This window comes from Mesorhizobium sp. M1342 (genome assembly GCF_040317955.1).
In the GTDB taxonomy this organism is placed as follows: domain Bacteria; phylum Pseudomonadota; class Alphaproteobacteria; order Rhizobiales; family Rhizobiaceae; genus Mesorhizobium.
In genome coordinates this window covers 137,929-155,091 of record NZ_JAMYLI010000011.1, presented here as the reverse complement: position 1 = coordinate 155,091, position 17,163 = coordinate 137,929, and the positions used below count along the sequence as shown (strand labels likewise).

Sequence of the window (17,163 nt, the reverse complement as noted above, 5' to 3'; positions counted from 1 at the left end):
AGCGTGGTGTCGCAGACGCAATTGGGGCGGCCGTGCCTGTACTCTCACCTGGACCTATGGTCCGACCTCCCACAAGGGGAGGTCGGAGAAAGAAGCTCAGGCGGCTGCTTCCTGCTGTTGCTGTACGGTGCGGCTGAGGCGGCGGACTTCCTCGTCGTTGAGCAGGCCGCCGGCGCGCAACAGGCTGGCAAAGCGGCCATTGCGCAGCGACAGCTCGGTGAAGCCGCCCATCTCGACCACCCTGCCCTTGTCCATGAACACGACCAGATCGGCGTCGCGAACGGTGGTCAGGCGGTGGGCGATGATGAAGGTGGTGCGGTCGCGGCGCAGTTCGTCGATCGCTTCCTTGACGCGGTCCTCGGTCTCGACGTCGAGCGCGCTGGTCGCCTCGTCGAGCACCAGGATCGGTGCGTCCTTCAACACGGCGCGGGCAATGGCGATGCGCTGACGTTCGCCGCCCGACAGCTGGCCGCCACGTTCGCCAACCACCGTGTCGTAGCCATTGCTCTTGGACAGGATGAAGTCCTGTGCGGCAGCCGCATTGGCGGCGGCATGAATCTCGTCATTGCTTGCATCGGCGCGGCCAACACGGATGTTGTCCTCGATCGAGCGGTTGAGCAGCCCGGCATCCTGGAACACGGTGGCGATCGAATGGCGCACCGACTTGCGGGTCACGGTACGGGTGTCGATGCCGTCGATCAGGATACGGCCATGGGACGGCGAGAAGACACGCTGCAGCAGGTTGATGAGCGTGGTCTTGCCGGCGCCCGTCGGGCCCACAATGGCGACGGTCTGGCCCGCCTGCACCTCGAAGGACACGTCGTCGATGCCTTGGCCGGAATTGGCAAATTCGAAGCCGACATTCTCGAAGCGGACATGGCCGGTAACGTTGGCAAGATCGCGTAGGCCGTCCGGCTCGGCGGCATCAGCCGCGGAGTCCTCGAGATGGTAGAAATCCTCGAGCTTGGCACGGGCCTCGGAAATCTGGTTGGCGAAAGCCGACATCTGGTCGAGGCGAGCGATCAACATCGTGGCAAAACCGGTGAAGGCAATGACGTCGCCGACACCCAACTGACCACGAGTCACAAGATAGGAGCCGATCGACAACACGATCAGCATCGAGATTGCCGATGACAGACGGTGCAAGGCATTGGCCAGCGCCCACCAGTCGAGCACGGGGTTCTGCGCGTCGAGCAGGTTCTTGACGTAGCGGCGCAGCGTATCGGCCTCGTGGCCGAGGCGATTGTAGCTCTGCAGCACCGCAACGTTGCTGACCGAGTCGGTCACATGCGCGAACACCTTGTGGTAGTGACGCTCGACCGCAGCCTGGCCCGCCTTGGTGCGGCGCATGACCATCCGGCCGATGCCGACATAAAGCAGCCCGAGGCCAAGCAGCACCAGCGACATGCGCAGGTCCATGCTGATCGCGGTCGGAACCAGCAGCACGAGGGCGACAGCCGTGGACAGATGCTGGCGCATGAATTCGAGCCAAAGGCTGAACAGGGTTTCGACGGCGCGCAGCATCGTGTGCAGCGCATTGGAGGTGCCGTGCTGATGGTGCCAGGCGAGCGGCATGGTGATCACACGCTCGAAGGACTGGCACAGCACTTCGCTGCGCCGAGCATGGGCGAAGCGGTCAGCGCCGCGCGCCACCATGACGAAAGCAACGATGTTGAAGGCGCCGAGACCGGCCCACATGACCAGCGTGGTGAAGACAGAGCCACGCTCGGAGATGGCGCCGATGACGCGACCGAACATAATCGGCTCGAGAAGCGCTACGATGGCGAGAGCCACGTTGGCCGAACAGATCAACGCAACGCGTTTCCTATCTGCGGCCAGATAACCGAGAGCTCGCCAGTAGATTTGCAGAAGGGTCACCCCAGTTACTCCGCCACGCTGTTTATTGTGCACTGCATCATTTTATTCGTACCGGTTGATACGTCGCAAAACAATGGCCGTGTACCCCTTCAGTTCCCTTAGAGCGAACAAAAGATGGCGACGTTCCGAAATCTGCCGTGATCACCTAACGGTTTGAGAAGACAGGTAAAATGTCAGGCATGCGGCGAAATCATGGCAGTTGGCACGTGCTGCCACAATTTTAATCAGCAACAATGTCGGGCGGATGACTAAGGCCGAAATCGCCTTTTGCGAAGTATAGAGCGAAACAAAGCTGCAGGGCGCCCTTCCAGGTGAAGGGAGGCCAAACTCTCACTGCTCGTGGCGCCCCTGTCGGATGCCTCAAGCCTTTGATTTCATGCACTCCTCGGTGGCATGTCCTTCAATCGGCAGGCGGCAACGCCAGGCGGGACGGCCTCTCATCCCGCCGTGGCGGCAAAAGTCGCGCCCCGGATCCCAGGCCCGAGCGCATAGTTTTTGAGCAACATTGCATTAAGCCGGGATCCGGATGACCACCTCGGCAACTTCGCCGTCCTTCAGTTCGACTGCCGAAACCTTGGTCTTTGCCCCATTCACCTCCAGCGACACGGCCTTGGCCTTATTGTCGCGGATGACGCGAACCCTGAGTTCCGCTCCCAGCATTTTGAGATTTGCCGAGTAACCGTCCCAGTGGCTCGGCAGCTTCGGCTTGAACTGGACACGCTTGCCACGCCGTTCGATGCCCAGAATGCCTTCGACCGCAGCCCTGTAGAGCCAGCCGGCAGAGCCGGTGTACCAGGTCCAACCGCCACGGCCGCCCTTGCCGTTGCCTGCATTGTCGTCGCCGGCATAGATATCGGCCGCCACGACATAGGGCTCGACACGATAGTGCTCGGCCGTGGCCTCGTCGGTCGCATGGTTGACGGGGTTCAGCATCGAGAAACAGCGATAGGCCTCGTCGACCTGTCCCATCTCGGCAAGCGCGATGACGAACCATGTGGCGGCGTGGGTGTACTGGCCGCCATTCTCGCGCACGCCGGGCGGATAGCTCTTGATGTAACCCGGGTCCTTTTCCGTCCTTGCGAAGGGCGGCGTGAACAGCTTGACGATCTTCAGCTTGTCGTCGACGAGCAGCTTCGTTGCTTGCTCCATCGCGGTCGTCGACCGTGCCGGATCGCCCTCTCCCGAAAGCACGCTCCAGGACTGGGCGATCGAGTCGATCTTGCACTCCTGCGAGTTGCGAGACCCCAAAGGGGTGCCGTCGTCGAAACTGCCGCGCCGGTACCATTCGCCGTCCCATGCGGTGCTCTCAAGCGCCCGCTTCAGAACATCGGCATGCTTTGCCCAGGCCTGTGCTCGCTTGGCGTCGCCCTCGGCTTTGGCGACGGGGGCGAAATCACCCAGCGTCTTCAGCAGGAACCAGCCGAGCCAAACGCTCTCGCCCTTGCCGTGCTCGCCAACGCGGTTCATGCCGTCGTTCCAGTCGCCGCCGAGGATCAGCGGCAGGCCCGCGGGGCTGCTGCGCTTAATGGCGAGATCGAGCGCACGCGCGCAATGGTCGTAGAGCGTCGCTGTCTTCTTCGAGATTTCCGGGGTGAAGAAGGCATCGTGCTCGCCCTCGCCCAGCGGCTGTCCATCGATGAACGCCAATTGTTCCTTGAGGATGGTGGCATCGCCGGTGACCAGCAAATAGCGCGCCGTGGCATGGGCAAGCCAGACCACGTCGTCGGAGATCAGCGTGCGTACGCCAGCACCCGTGCGCGGCAGCCACCAGTGCTGCACGTCGCCTTCGGGGAACTGCCGCCGCGCCGCGTTGAGGATTTGGTCGCGCGCCAGTTGCGGGTCATGCGCCAGCAGCGCCAGCGTGTCCTGCAACTGGTCGCGGAAGCCGAAGGCACCGCTGGCCTGATAGAAGGCGGAGCGGGCACGGATGCGGCAGGCCAGGCTCTGATAGGGCAGCCAGTGATTGACCATGGCGTCGAGCGCCTTGTCAGGCGTCTCGACCTGGATGGTGTCGAGAAAGCCGCGCCATTCGCGCTCATTGTCGGCCAGCCGCTGGTCGAAATCCTTGACGCGGTGCTCTTGCACCAGCGCGCTAGCCTCCTCGGCGGACTCGGCGTCGCCGAGCAGCCAGAGCAGCGTCACGTCGCCGCCAGCCGGAATCTCGACATCGCGGGCAATCGCCGCGCACGGATCGTCACCGGCCTCGACACGGCCAGACAGCGCCGCACCACTCAGCACCGCCTGGGGTAGCTCGCTGGAACCATGCCGGCCCAGGAACTCCGATCGGTCTGTCGTCACCGAATGGACGCCACCGTCGGCCGCGAGGAAAGCAACGCGCTCGCCGAAATCCAGCCCGTAGGGGTTTTGTGCCAGCAGCGCGCCGCTGGCGGCATCCCGCGACGGGACGATGGTTGCCGCCGTGCGCGACCGGTGCCCGCCGAGCACCCATTCGGCATAGGCATAGACACGCAGCCGCGCCGGCACCGAGCCGGAATTCTGGATGCGCAGCCGTGAGATCTTCAGCGGATCGACCGGATCGACGACATGGGTGAGATCCATCGACAATGGTCCGCGCTTTGAGCGGAAGGTCGAGAAACCCTGGCCATGCCAAGCCTCGTAGGTCATCGAGGGATCGCGCACCATGGCGGCGAGCGGCGAGAATGCCTTGCCGCTCGCCTGATCGTAGATATAGAGGCCCTCGCCCGGCCGGTTCGAGACCGGATCATTCGACCATGGCGTCAACTGGTAGTCGCGGCTGTTTCGGCTCCAGGTGAAGGCGGCGCCCTCGGCCGAGGTATGGAAGCCGAACGAGGCGTTGGAGACGACGTTGATCCACGGCTGCGGCGTCGTGCGCCGGCCGGCCAGGCGCACGACATAGTGCCGCCCGTCGCCGTCGAAACCGCCAAAGCCGTTCCACTGGCTGAGCCCGCTGCCATCGGCGCTGACATTGGCCACCGCCTGCGAGGCAGGAGCATGCGTCGTGGGTGTCGGCGACGGCAATTCACGCGGAATCGGCAATGCTGCCAGAGCGTCCCGCGCCTGCAGAGCCGCCGCCTCGGCGCGCTCGATCTGGTCGAAGATGGTGCCATTGCGCGTGTGCAGGACCACCCGGGCGACAGCGAGCAGCGTCTTGTAGGTGGTCTCGTCCATGAGGTCGCGGCGCACCGCGAAGATGTGCTGGCGCGGTCCGAGCTCCTTGCCGCGCAGGCGGCTGTTTTCGCACAGCGTCTCGACCGCCCGTTGCAGGTCCTGGACATAGGAGGACGCCTGCTCGTTGACGACGACGAAGTCGATCATCATGCCGCGGGTGCGCATATATTCCTGGAAACGCAGCGCCTGGGCAACGATTTCGAGATCGGCGACATCGCCGATCCTGACCAGGAAGATCGGGAAATCGCCGGAAATGCTTGTCGGCCACAGGCTCGACTGCTTGCCCAGCCCCGAGGCGATGGATTCGGCGGGAAGACGCAGGAACGGATCCGGATAGATCAGGTAGCGCGCCAGCTTCTGCACATTGGCGGCATCGGTCAGGCTGAGGCCCATATGGCGGGTCTGCACCTGGCTGCGCGTCCAGGCAAGCATGGCTTGGCGGGCAAAGCTCTCCGGATGGTCGAGGCGGGCGATGGCTTCGTCCAGCTCGGTGCGGCCAGCGCCGACGACGGTCCAGAAGGTCAGCGATATCTTCTTGTTGGCCGGCACGCGCACTTGGCGGCGCAGCGACGCGACGGGATCGAGCGTAAAGCCTGAATGGCCGCCCAGCCTGGCGCCCGGGTCGAAAGCGGCCGCATCGACGATGGTACGGCCACGGCCGATGAAGGCGCGCCTGTCGGTCTCGGCCTCGGCATCGCGCGCCGACCCGGACGGATCGGTGACGAAATGCACCATGGCGATATCGGGCTCGCTGGTCTCGCGCTTGCGCCGCGTGGCGAAGATCGCCGCGTTGTTCGCAGAGATTTCGGTTTCCACGAACATCTTCGAGAAGGCCGGATGCGCGTTGTCGGACGCCTCCAGGCCGAGCACCAGTTCGGCAAAGGAGGTCACTTCGATGTGACGGTCGGACGGACCGTCATTGTAGAGCGTGACCCGACGGCCCTCGCCATTGCCTTCCGAGATGACGATGCATTCGACCTCGGAGCGCAACGTGCCCACCGATTTGACGAAGCTCGCCTTGTCGTCGGAGAACAAGGTCTGCGCCTTTTCCTCGGCGGCGCGCTTCGGTTCGGCTGTAGCCGACCACCAGTCACCTGAGCCTGCGTCACGCAGGAAGATGTAGGAGCCGAGCCGGTCCTCGGTCGGATCCGGCTGCCAGCGTGTGACGGAGAGATCGCCCCAGCGGCTGTAGCCCGAGCCGGTCGCGGTGACCATCACCGAATAGCGGCCGTTCGACATGACGTTGGTCGACCGCAGCGACTGCAGCGGATTGAGCACGATGCGGGTGTCGGGGCTGTCGACTTCGGTCTCGTCCTTGGAGCGTTCGTCGGCCTCGGTCCTGACGGTCGCGGTCGGGATGTCGCGCGGCGCCCTCTCCTGCAGCAAGAGTTCGGCCGATTCGATGACCGGGTCGCTGTGGAAGCGGTCGCGCATGCGGCCTTCGAAGATGGCGTCGGCAACCGCCGCGATCGACATGCCCGAATGGTGGGCCATGTAGTTCTGGACGACGACATGATCCGTGCCTTCCGGCACGCGCTGCGGCGTGAAATCGACGGCATCGTAGTAACCGTGGCGGCCGAGCGCCCCGATCTCCCGCAATCGGGCGAGATTCAGCACGGCTTCACGCGGATTGAACTGGGCCGCCAGTATGGTGGCGTAAGGCGCGATCACCGTGTTCTGGCCAAGGCCGCGCTTCAGCCCGAGACCTGGAACGCCGAAATTGGTGTATTGGTAGGTCAGTTCGCGGTCGCGCGCATTGTAGGCGGCCTCCGAAATGCCCCACGGCACGTTCTTCTGGCGGCCGTACTGGATCTGGCGCTTGATGATCAGCTTGCTGGTCTGGTTGAGGATCGAGCCCTGCGGCTCCTTCATCACCAGCGGCGGCATCAGGTATTCGAACATCGAGCCGGACCAGGACATCAGGGCGCCCTGGAAACCGATTTCGACGATCGGCCGGCCAAGCCGGAACCAGTGCTCGGTCGGCAGGTCGCCCTTGGCGATGGCGAACAGGCTGGTCAGCCGCGCTTCGGAAGCCAGAAGGTCGTAGCAGCTTTCGTCGAGCTGGTGCTCCTCGACCCGGTAACCGATCGACAACAGCTTGCGCTCCGGCCGCATCAGGAAGGAGAAATCCATCTCGAAGGCGTAGCGGCGCGTGCGCTCGCGCAAGGTGAGCAGCTTGGCACGCAGCGCCTCGACGGCATTGTCGTCGCTGTGCGCGTCATGGACATGCGCTTCGCAGGTGGCTTCCAGCCTTGCCGCCCAGTCGACGATGACGTCGCTCTGGGGCGACACGGCCTCGGTATGGATGGCGGTGGCCAATTTGCGGATCTCGCCGGCCAGCACAGCCAGGTTGATGGTGCGGATCGACGCCATTTCGGGCTGCGCCTTGATGGTGTCGACAGCGCGCCGCATGCCGTCGAGACGGTCCGCGAGACGCTGGCGCAGCGGGCGCAACTGACGGCGGTCGTCGGGCAAATCATCGAGGCTTTCGCTGAGGATGGTGACCGTGTCGAGAATGCCTTCGAAATCGCCCTGGAGATGGACGGAGGGCGCTTCGGCCCATTCGGCGCAGGCCGCCGCCACCGCCACCAGATGGCCAGCGAGATTGCCGCTGTCGACAGCCGAGATGTAAAGCGGATAGAGCGGCTTCAGTGTCGTCGTGTCGTACCAGTTGAAGAGGTGGCCGCGCTCACGCGGCATGCCCTCGATCGTCGCCATGGTGGCGTCGATGCGGGTGATGGCGTCGGACAGGCTGATCCAGCCGAAATCGCGGGCGGAAACGACGGACAGCAGGTAGACACCGATATTGGTCGGCGAAGTGCGTGGCGCCACCACCGGCGCCGGGCTTTCCTGGAAATTATCGGGCGGCAGATGGTGGTGTTCTGCCGTCACGAAGCTTTCGAAATAGTGCCACGTGCGCCGCGCCACCGTGCGCAGCGTGTGGATGTCGGCCTGCGATATGCGCAGCCGATCCTCGGTTTCAGCCGAACGGCTGATCCAGCTGGCGATGGCCGGCGAGCCAATCCAGAACAGGGCGAAGAAGAAGGCCACGAAGGCGCCGGTCGAATCGGCCAGCACCGGAATGGCAAGGCCGACGAAGCCGATGATCACGGCGCCATACATCATGCCGTAATAGGAACCGACATCGTTGTCGCCCGCCTTGTGCGCCTGCGAGGCGGTGCGCCATTCCAAAAGGTTCTGGCGGCTGACAAACAGCCGGTAGAGCGTGCGCACGATGGCATCGCCCATCATCCAGGCGTTGTGCGCCATCAGCACGATCTTCAGCGCCACCATGGCGGTGCCGAAGGCGACGTCGCGTGCCAGGGCCGAGAAATGACCGCGCGGCGTCTGGTCGCCGCTCTTGGGCAGGATGGCGTTGACGATGTCGAATGTCGGCGCCATGAACAGGCTGAGGATCAGCAGGGCCTGCCATTGCGCGGCCTGCGTGAAGGGCAGCAGCGTCCAGCCGGCGATCGCCGCCATCACCCAGAAGATCGGCGTCAATGAGCGGCGCAGATTGTCGATCATCTTCCAGCGCGACAGCGCCGGCACGCCGGAGCGCGGATCGAGCATGAAGCCGAGCAGCTGCCAGTCGCCGCGCGCCCAGCGATGGTGGCGCGAGGCGTCGACCGAGTATCGGGTCGGATAGTCCTCGACCAGTTCGACGTCGGTGACCAGCGCCGCGCGCGCCAGCGCGCCTTCCAGCAGATCGTGGCTGAGGATGGTGTTTTCCTCGATGCGGCCCTGCAGCGCGGCCTCGAAGGCGTCGACATGATAGAGGCCCTTGCCGGTGAAGGACCCGTCGCCGAAGACGTCCTGATAGAGATCGGACACGGCAAAGACATAAGGGTCGAGGCCGCGATTGGCCGAAAACACCCGCTGGAAGAACGACGCATCGTCGCCCGATGTCAGCGACGCGGTGATGCGCGGCTGCAGGATCGCGTAGCCGGCGGTGACGACGCGCTTGCTGGCATCGAAATGCGGCCGGTTGAGCGGGTGGCACAGCTTGCCTACGAGGGTGGCGACTGCGTCACGGGTGGTGCGCGTGTCGGCATCGAGCGTCATCACATGGACGACGTTCTCCGGCAGCGGCACGTCGAGCGGCAGGAACGTGGTGTCGCTGTCGCCGCGCAGCAGAAGATCGAGCTCGTGCAGCTTGCCGCGCTTGCGCTCCCAGCCCATCCAGGCCCCTTGCGCCGCGTTGAAGAGCCGGCGCCGGTGCAGGATGTAGAAACGCGGCGCGCCTTCGGAGGGATAGCGGGCGTTGAGACGGGCGATTTCGGTACGGGCGAATTCGAGGATTTCGGTGTCCGCCGCATCGATCTCGGTCTTCGAGTCTGGCCAGTCCGACAGCAGCGCGAAATGGATTTCATCGGCCGTGTTGGCGAGATGATGCACCTCGATGTTGCGGATGTTTTCCTCGACATCGTCGCGCGAGCCGATCAGCGACGGCACCACCACCAACGTGCGCGCCTCGGGCGGCACGCCGTGTCGGTAATCGTAGCCGACGAGGCGCGTCGGTTTCAGGAACAGCGATACGACCGTGTTGAAGAAGGCGAGCGCGCCCTCGCTGGCCGGCACGGCAAAAAGCGCCAGCATGAGGACGATCGAGGGCACCGACAGGCCGAGATTGGCAAGCGCGTTGCCGGAGAGGACGAGAAGCAGGGCCGTCAGCGCAAACACGGGTACGACGATGCCGAGCCACCCGGTCTTGCGGAAGGCACGCTTGACCGTCTGGCTGATGGTGGGCCGGTAGCCGATCGCCTTCTCCAGCTCTAGCCGGCGTGGGCCGACGAGAAAGAAGCCGACATCGGTGTGGGCGGACCCGGTTAAAACGACGTCGCCATCGCCATCACTAGCAGCGTGGCCGGCCAGCTCGATGGCCTTCTCGGCAACGCGATATTCCGAAAGGTTCGAGCGGCGCGCCAATTCCTCGATCGCGGTCCGGTACTGATCGCGCGAAAAAAAGTCGAGCGCGGCGAAATCGGTGCGCTCGCGCAGCACGGTGTCGATGCGGCTGACGCCTTCGAACCACACCGTCCAGTCGACGTCGTTGATGAGGCGCAGGCCGCGGATGATGTTGCCCGTTGTCACATTGCCGCTGGACAGCGTGTGATGTTCGGAAATGATGATTTCCTCGGCATCGGAGCCGGTCTTTTCAAGCTCGCCTTCCAGCCATTCCAGAGCCTTGCCGGCATTCTGCGATCCATCGCGCAACCGATAGAGCAGCTGGGTGGCGAAGGTGGTGTCCTGCGCGTGGGCGCTGAAGTTGGACAGGATCGCCTGCCGGTCGGCGCTGTCGTCGGTGGCCAGGACCTTGTCGGCCACATCGTTGGCGATCTGGCGCATCTGGCGGGTGCGATTGACCCTGACGGCCAGCCGGCGGAGATTTTCGATCAGGACGAAGCGCAACAGCGAAGGCAGCGCCCAGAGTTCGCCGATCTTCAGCGGCTCGACCGACTGGAAACCCTGGACGATGGACTTGAACATCGTCGCCGAAACGGAACTGTCCGAATGCGCCACATAGGTCCAGGCCAGCGCCAGCGCGCGCGGCACAGTGCCGTTGTCAGGCAGTTTCAGCGTCGGCAACTGACGATAGAACCGGCGCGGCAGGTCGCGCTTGACCTGGAAAATGGTCTCTTCGACCAGGTAATTGTTGTCGAGCAGCCATTGTGCCGCCGGCGTGATCGTCTCGCCCCTCGCCTGCGCAGCATTGGTCGACCGGTAGACTTCCAGGATCTTCTTGGCGCTATCCCGGATACGGGCCTGAAAATCAAAGGGCGTCAGGCCGAACAGGTCCGTGAGGTCGCCTTTTGCCAGGCTTTCGCCAAGCAGCCGAAGGCGCTCTTCGGGCAGGTAATTGGAACGGATCGGCTCTTCGGTAATGGCCGGGAAGCTTGCGCTTGTCTTCTCGATTTGGGCAGGATTCGTCTGAATATTCATTGAAAATTCCGTAAGCGGGCACTGAGCGGCGTCACCGCCACGGCAATGGCCCTAAAACCGGTTCAAATGCAATTGGTTGCATAAACCCCACTTGGCGAAAGTTTGTTTCCGCACCGCGACAGGGCGTCATCTCTCAGCAAGACTCAAAGACAAGCACCCTACTTCCCCGCCAAGCCAGATCGGCGGAGAGGATTCAGGCTTTTTCGTGATGCCGCCAGCAGCTTACGCTATATTTCGCCGGTACCGCGATCATGTTTGGAAACAAGCGTTAATCGTTGCCGGCGACGGCGCAGATCCGGATCACGAACAGCGTTGCCTCATGGGCGGGCTGGACAAGCAGGCCGGTGCTGACCGGACCGGACCGCAGCGTATCGAGCGGTCCGAGGCGAACCGGTTCAGCGGCGGGCACGCTGACGTCGCCGTTCAAGCACAGGATGAGCGTTGTGCCGGCTCCAGTCCGGATTTCCACGGGGGCCGAAATCACCAGGCGTTCGACCGAATGCGTCATCCGGCTTCGGCGGGTCATGACATTGAGATCGGTGATCGGTCCGCCGATCAGCGCGGCCGAGGTCTGCACGTCGGCAGAGAAAGAAAACAGGGCAGTCGTCCTGTTTATGGATGTCGGCGGGTGGCCGGCGATCTCGAGGACGATGCCCTCGCCTTCGAGCACGGCAAGGGTGCGATCGATCCCGGCAAATTGCGAGAAAGGACCGCTCAATTCGACACGCGCCATCGACACGCGCCAGTCGAAATCGTCGAGCCCGGCACCAGTGGGCGAGACGGCGATTTCCGTCGTCACGCCGCCGCCGTTCTTCCACGGCATCGACCGGTATTCGGCTGCCCGCAGGATGCGCATCGGTTCAGCCAATCAGCCGAGAATACCGGGCAGGTTGAGCTGGTGCTCCTTGGCGCACTCGACGGCAATGTCGTAGCCGGCATCGGCGTGGCGCATGACACCGGTCGCCGGGTCGTTCCACAACACCCGCTCCAGGCGCCTGGCCGCTTCGCGCGTGCCGTCGGCGACGATGACCATGCCGGCGTGCTGCGAGAAACCCATGCCGACGCCGCCGCCATGGTGCAGCGACACCCAGGTGGCACCCGACGCTGTGTTGAGCAGCGCGTTGAGCAGCGGCCAGTCGGACACGGCGTCCGAGCCGTCCTTCATCGATTCCGTTTCGCGGTTCGGCGAGGCGACCGAGCCGGAATCGAGGTGATCGCGACCGATGACGACAGGCGCCTTCAGCTCACCCTTGGCCACCATTTCGTTGAAGGCGAGGCCGAGCCTGTGGCGGTCGCCAAGGCCGACCCAGCAGATGCGCGCCGGCAGCCCCTGGAAGGCAATGCGCTCACGCGCCATGTCCAACCAGTTGTGCAGGTGGGTGTTGCCAGGTGTCAGTTCGCGCACCTTGGCATCGGTCTTGTAGATATCTTCCGGATCGCCCGACAGAGCTGCCCAGCGGAACGGCCCGATGCCACGGCAGAACAGCGGACGGATATAGGCCGGCACGAAGCCGGGGAAGGCAAAAGCGTTGTCGAAGCCCTCCTCCTTGGCCACTTGGCGGATGTTGTTGCCATAGTCGAGCGTCGGCACGCCGGCGTTCCAGAACGCCACCATCGCCTCGACATGTTCGCGCATGGAGGCGCGGGCTGCCTTCTCGACTTCCTTGGGGTCGCTGACGCGCTTCTCGCGCCACTCGGCCATCGTCCAGCCCTTCGGCAGGTAGCCGTTGATGGGATCATGCGCCGAGGTCTGGTCGGTGACCATATCGGGGCGAATGCCACGCCTGAATATCTCCGGCACGATCTCGGCCGTATTGCCAAGCAGGCCGACCGATTTCGCCTCCCCGGCCTTGGTCCAGCGCTCGATCTTTTCCAGCGCCTCGCCGAGCGTGTCGGCGCGCTCGTCGACGTAACGGGTGCGCAGGCGAAAATCGATCGAGTCCGGGTTGCATTCGATCGCGAGGCAGCAGGCGCCGGCCATGACGGCGGCGAGCGGCTGGGCGCCACCCATGCCGCCGAGACCGCCGGTCAGGATCCATTTTCCCCGGAGATTGCCGCCATAGTGCTGGCAGCCGGCCTCGACGAAGGTCTCGTAGGTGCCCTGCACGATGCCTTGCGTGCCGATGTAGATCCACGAGCCGGCCGTCATCTGGCCGTACATCATCAGGCCCTTCTTATCGAGCTCGTTGAACTTTTCCCAATTCGCCCAGTGCGGCACCAGATTGGAGTTGGCGATCAGCACGCGTGGGGCGTCGGGATGGGTGCGGAACACGCCGACCGGCTTGCCGGACTGGACCAGCAAAGTCTCGTCATCGGCCAGCGTCCTCAAGGAGGCGACGATGCGGTCAAAGTCGTTCCAGGTGCGCGCCGCCCGGCCGATGCCGCCATAGACGACCAGCTCGTTGGGATTTTCTGCAACATCCGGGTCGAGATTGTTCATCAGCATGCGCAGCGGCGCTTCCGTCAGCCAGGAGCGCGCGCTGATTTCGGTGCCGCGCGGGCTGCGGACTTCGCGGATGTTGTGGCGAGGATTGTTCATGGCGTCACTCCATAAAGGACCTGATGTCAGACGCGCGCCCAGGATGTCGCGGTCTCGAGGATTTTCCGCAGGGTGGCGCGGATCGGTGCTGCGAACTCTGCATCGTAAGGCACCGGCCAGTTGTCCGGCGTGCCCTTGCCATCGGGCTCGCGCATATAGCCGCGGTTGGAGAGTTCCATCTGCAGCGCATGCACACCTTGCTGCGGCTGGCCAAAATGGCGTGTGATCCAGCCGCCTTTGAAGCGGCCGTTGATGACAGAGGTTTCACCGGTTTCGGCCATGATCTGGCCGACCATCGCCTGCAGCGTCGGATCGGCGCTCCTGCCGTCATTGGTGCCGAGATTGAAAACCGGCAGCGTGCCTTCGAAGAGGCGCGGCAGCACTGAACGGATCGAGTGGCAGTCATAGAGCACGATCTTTTCGTGCAAGCCACGCAACCGGTCGATCTCGACCTGCAAGGCGGCATGGTAGGGCACGAAGAATTTCTCGCGACGTTCGTCGATCTCCGACGGCCCCGGTTCTTCGCCCTCGCGATAGAGCGGGTCGCCATCGAAAGTCTCGGTCGGGCAAAGGCCGGTCGTCGCCTGGCCGGGGTAAAGCGAGGCGCCGGAGGGATCGCGGTTGACGTCGATGACGGTGCGCGAGATCGCGGTGTGCACTACCGTCGCCCCGAGGCCGGCAGCAAAGTCATAGAGATTATCGATCCACCAATCGCAGTCGCGGCGGCCGAGCCAGGGCGAGACCAGCCGATTCTCAAGGCCGGCGAGGTCAATGCCGGTGTGTGGTATCGACACCAGCAGCGGGGTCGTGCCGGGCGTGACGGTGAGCCAGGGCGTGGCGGTCATCATACCGCTCCCGAAATCGACGGCAGCGCTATCGCGCCAGCGGCCTTGATGGTTGCGCCAGTGCGGACCATGGCGATGGCCTTTTCCATGTCAGGGTGGAAATGCCGGTCATTGTCGAGATGCGGCACTTCGGCCCGGACCAGCCTGCGCACTGCCTCCAGGGCGTCGCTCGAGGCCAGCGGCGCATGGAAATCGCAGCCTTGGGCCGCGGCCAGCAGTTCGATGCCGATCACCGCGGTGGCGTTCTCGACCATGCCGATCAGCCGGCGCGCACCGTGCGCGGCCATCGAAACATGGTCTTCCTGGTTGGCCGATGTGGGGATCGAATCGACGCTGGCCGGATAGGCTTTCTGCTTGTTTTCCGAGACGAGAGCCGCCGCCGTCACCTGCGGGATCATGAAGCCGGAGTTCAGACCGGGCTTCGGCGTCAAGAAGGCCGGCATGCCCGAAAGTGCCGGATCGACAAGCATGGCGATGCGGCGTTCCGACAGCGAACCGATCTCGCAGACCGCGAGCGCGATCATGTCGGCGGCGAAGGCCACCGGCTCGGCGTGGAAATTGCCGCCGGAAAGCGCGGTGTCGTCCTCGGCGAAGATCAGCGGATTGTCGGTGACGCCATTGGCTTCGGTGCCCAGCGTGTCGGCCGCCTGGCGCAGCACGGTGAGTGCGGCGCCCATGACCTGCGGCTGGCAGCGCAGGCAATAGGGATCCTGCACGCGTTCGTCGCCAACCCGATGTGATTCACGGATGGCGCTGCCGGCCATCAGATTGCGCAGGGCGTCGGCCGTCTCGATCTGGCCGGGATGCTTTCTCAGCACATGGATGCGCGGATCGAAGGGGGCGTCAGAACCTTTTGCCGCGTCGGTCGATAGGGCACCAGCGACCAGCGCCGATTGATAGAGCACTTCGGCCTCGAACAAGGCGGCCAGCGCATAGGCGGTCGAAAACTGGGTGCCGTTGAGCAGCGCCAGGCCTTCCTTGGCGCCCAGTGTCACCGGCTCCAGTCCATGTGAGACGAAGGCGACCTTGGCCGGGAAACGGCCATGCGGGGTAAAACATTCGCCGACGCCGATCATCACCGCGGTCATGTGCGACAGCGGGGCAAGGTCCCCGGAGGCGCCGACCGAACCCTGCGCCGGCACCACCGGGATGACGTCGTTGGCCAGCATTGCTTCCAGCAATTCGATGGTTTGCGGCCTCACGCCGGACGCGCCCTGCGCCAGGCTGGCGAGCTTCAGCGCCATCATCAGCCTGCAGACAGCAACCGGCATCGGCTCGCCGACGCCGGCGGCGTGCGACAGAACGATGTTGCGCTGCAAGGTCTCGAGATCCTCGGCCGGGATGCGGACGCTGGCCAGTTTGCCGAAACCGGTGTTGATGCCATAGACCGGTTCGCCCTTGGCGACGATCCTGGCGACGGCCTCGGCGCTCGCCTTGATCTTTGGCCGGCAGGCGTTGTCCAGCTTGGGCACGGCGCCACGATAGATGGCGCGCCAGTCCGCCAGCGTCGCATTGCCGGGCTTCAGGGTCAGTTCGGTCATTGTCCTCTCCAAATGCGGGCATGCAGCGGGTTGAAGCCCATGCGGTAGACGAGTTCGGCGGGGCGCTCGATGTCCCAGATCGCCAGGTCGGCGGACTTTCCGACCTCAAGCGTGCCGGTTTCTTCCAGCAAACCAAGCGCGCGGGCCGCCTCGCGGGTGACGCCGGCAAGACATTCATCGACGGTCAGGCCGAACAGGGTCGCGGCCATGTTCATGGTCAGAAGCAGCGAGGTCAGCGGCGAGGTGCCGGGGTTGTTGTCGGTGGCGACAGCCATCTTGACGCCGTGCTGGCGAAACAGGCTGATCGGCGGCTTCTTGGTTTCGCGGATGAAATAGTAGGCGCCGGGCAGGATCGTCGCCACGGTTCCGGCCTTGGCCATCGCCGCTGCACCTGCATCATCGGTGTATTCGAGATGGTCGGCCGACAGAGCGCCGTAGCGGGCGGCGAGTTCGGCGCCATGCAGGTTGGACAGCTGGTCGGCATGGAGCTTGACCGGCAGGCCGGCCGCTTTGGCCGCATCGAAGACGCGCGCCATCTGTTCCGGCGAAAAGGCGATGCCCTCGCAGAAACCGTCGACGGCATCGGCCAGCCCCTCGGCGGCAACCGAAGGAAGAATCTCATTGGCGACCAGATCGATAAAAGCGTCCTTGTCGCCCTTGGCTTCCGGCGGCAGCGCGTGAGCGCCGAGGAAGGTCGTGCGGATCGTCACCGGCCGTTGCTCGCCCAGTTGGCGGGCGGCACGCAGCGACTTCTTCTCGTTTTCGAGGTCGAGGCCATAGCCGGACTTGATCTCGACGGTGGTCACGCCTTCGGCGATCAGCGCATCGAGGCGCGGCAGCGATTGAGTGACCAGTTCGTCTTCGCTGGCGGCGCGCAGCGACTTGACCGAGGAGACAATGCCGCCGCCGGCCCGGGCGACCTCTTCATAGGTGGAGCCGGCCAGCCGCATCTCGAATTCGTTGGCGCGGTTGCCGGCATGGACCAGATGGGTGTGGCAGTCGATCAGGCCGGGTGTGATCCAGCGGCCCTCGCAATCGATCGTCTCGACGCCCTGGGCAAGTGTTGGGGGCAGCTCCGACTCGGGGCCGGCATAGACAATGCGGCCGTCACGCGAAGCGACCGCGCCGTGTTCGACGATGCCAAGTCCGGCAGACCCTGCGGCCATGGTCGCGAGCCGCGCATTGCGCCACAGACGAAGATCCCCTGCCCGGCTTTTGCTCTGTCCAGCCATCATCTTTTCCGTTTCAATCGATGACGATTATGTAT

The 17,163-nt window shown here is 64.2% G+C and carries 7 protein-coding genes; all 7 read right to left on the bottom strand.

The features are described from left to right. Positions 1-96: 96 nt before the first annotated feature. The 7 genes from NKH06_RS13755 to hutI all read right to left on the bottom strand — a co-directional run bounded on the left by NKH06_RS13755 (position 97) and on the right by hutI (position 17,128). The gene (locus tag NKH06_RS13755; RefSeq protein WP_352442518.1) at positions 97-1,878 is read right to left on the bottom strand and encodes a glucan ABC transporter ATP-binding protein/ permease; all 1,782 of its coding nucleotides are present in this window, start codon (positions 1,876-1,878) and stop codon (positions 97-99) included. A 510-nt stretch (positions 1,879-2,388) separates the two neighbouring features. Continuing rightward, entirely contained in the window at positions 2,389-10,971 is an 8,583-nt protein-coding gene (locus NKH06_RS13750; protein WP_352442517.1) for a glycoside hydrolase family 94 protein, read from the bottom strand. Between the two features lie 268 nt (positions 10,972-11,239). After that, a complete protein-coding gene (locus NKH06_RS13745) occupies positions 11,240-11,827 on the bottom strand; it encodes a HutD/Ves family protein (RefSeq protein WP_352442545.1) in 588 nt (195 codons plus the stop codon). A gap of 12 nt (positions 11,828-11,839) precedes the next feature. After that, positions 11,840-13,510, bottom strand: coding sequence for a urocanate hydratase (gene hutU, locus NKH06_RS13740; protein WP_352893293.1), 1,671 nt, complete (start codon positions 13,508-13,510; stop codon positions 11,840-11,842). Positions 13,511-13,536: 26 nt separating this feature from the next. Next, positions 13,537-14,355 carry an N-formylglutamate deformylase gene (gene hutG, locus NKH06_RS13735; RefSeq protein ID WP_352442515.1) on the bottom strand — a complete coding sequence of 273 codons (819 nt, stop codon included), beginning with the start codon at positions 14,353-14,355 and terminating at the stop codon, positions 13,537-13,539. Then, positions 14,355-15,896 (bottom strand): histidine ammonia-lyase, encoded by a 1,542-nt coding sequence (gene hutH, locus NKH06_RS13730; protein WP_352442514.1) that lies wholly within the window; start codon positions 15,894-15,896, stop codon positions 14,355-14,357. The genes hutG and hutH overlap by 1 nt, the downstream gene beginning before the upstream one ends. Beyond that, entirely contained in the window at positions 15,893-17,128 is a 1,236-nt protein-coding gene (gene hutI, locus NKH06_RS13725) for an imidazolonepropionase (RefSeq protein WP_023810173.1), read from the bottom strand. Before hutI ends, hutH begins: the two co-directional genes overlap by 4 nt. Between the last annotated feature and the right edge of the window lie 35 nt (positions 17,129-17,163).

Excerpts from the sequence above, each read along its gene's own strand:
- NKH06_RS13750 (WP_352442517.1), bottom strand. The coding sequence starts at position 10,971 with ATGAATATTCAGACGAATCCTGCCCAAATCGAGAAGACAAGCGCAAGC.
- NKH06_RS13745 (WP_352442545.1), bottom strand. The coding sequence starts at position 11,827 with ATGCGCATCCTGCGGGCAGCCGAATACCGGTCGATGCCGTGGAAGAAC.
- hutU (WP_352893293.1), bottom strand. The coding sequence starts at position 13,510 with ATGAACAATCCTCGCCACAACATCCGCGAAGTCCGCAGCCCGCGCGGC.
- hutG (WP_352442515.1), bottom strand. The coding sequence starts at position 14,355 with ATGACCGCCACGCCCTGGCTCACCGTCACGCCCGGCACGACCCCGCTG.
- hutH (WP_352442514.1), bottom strand. The coding sequence starts at position 15,896 with ATGACCGAACTGACCCTGAAGCCCGGCAATGCGACGCTGGCGGACTGG.
- hutI (WP_023810173.1), bottom strand. The coding sequence starts at position 17,128 with ATGGCTGGACAGAGCAAAAGCCGGGCAGGGGATCTTCGTCTGTGGCGC.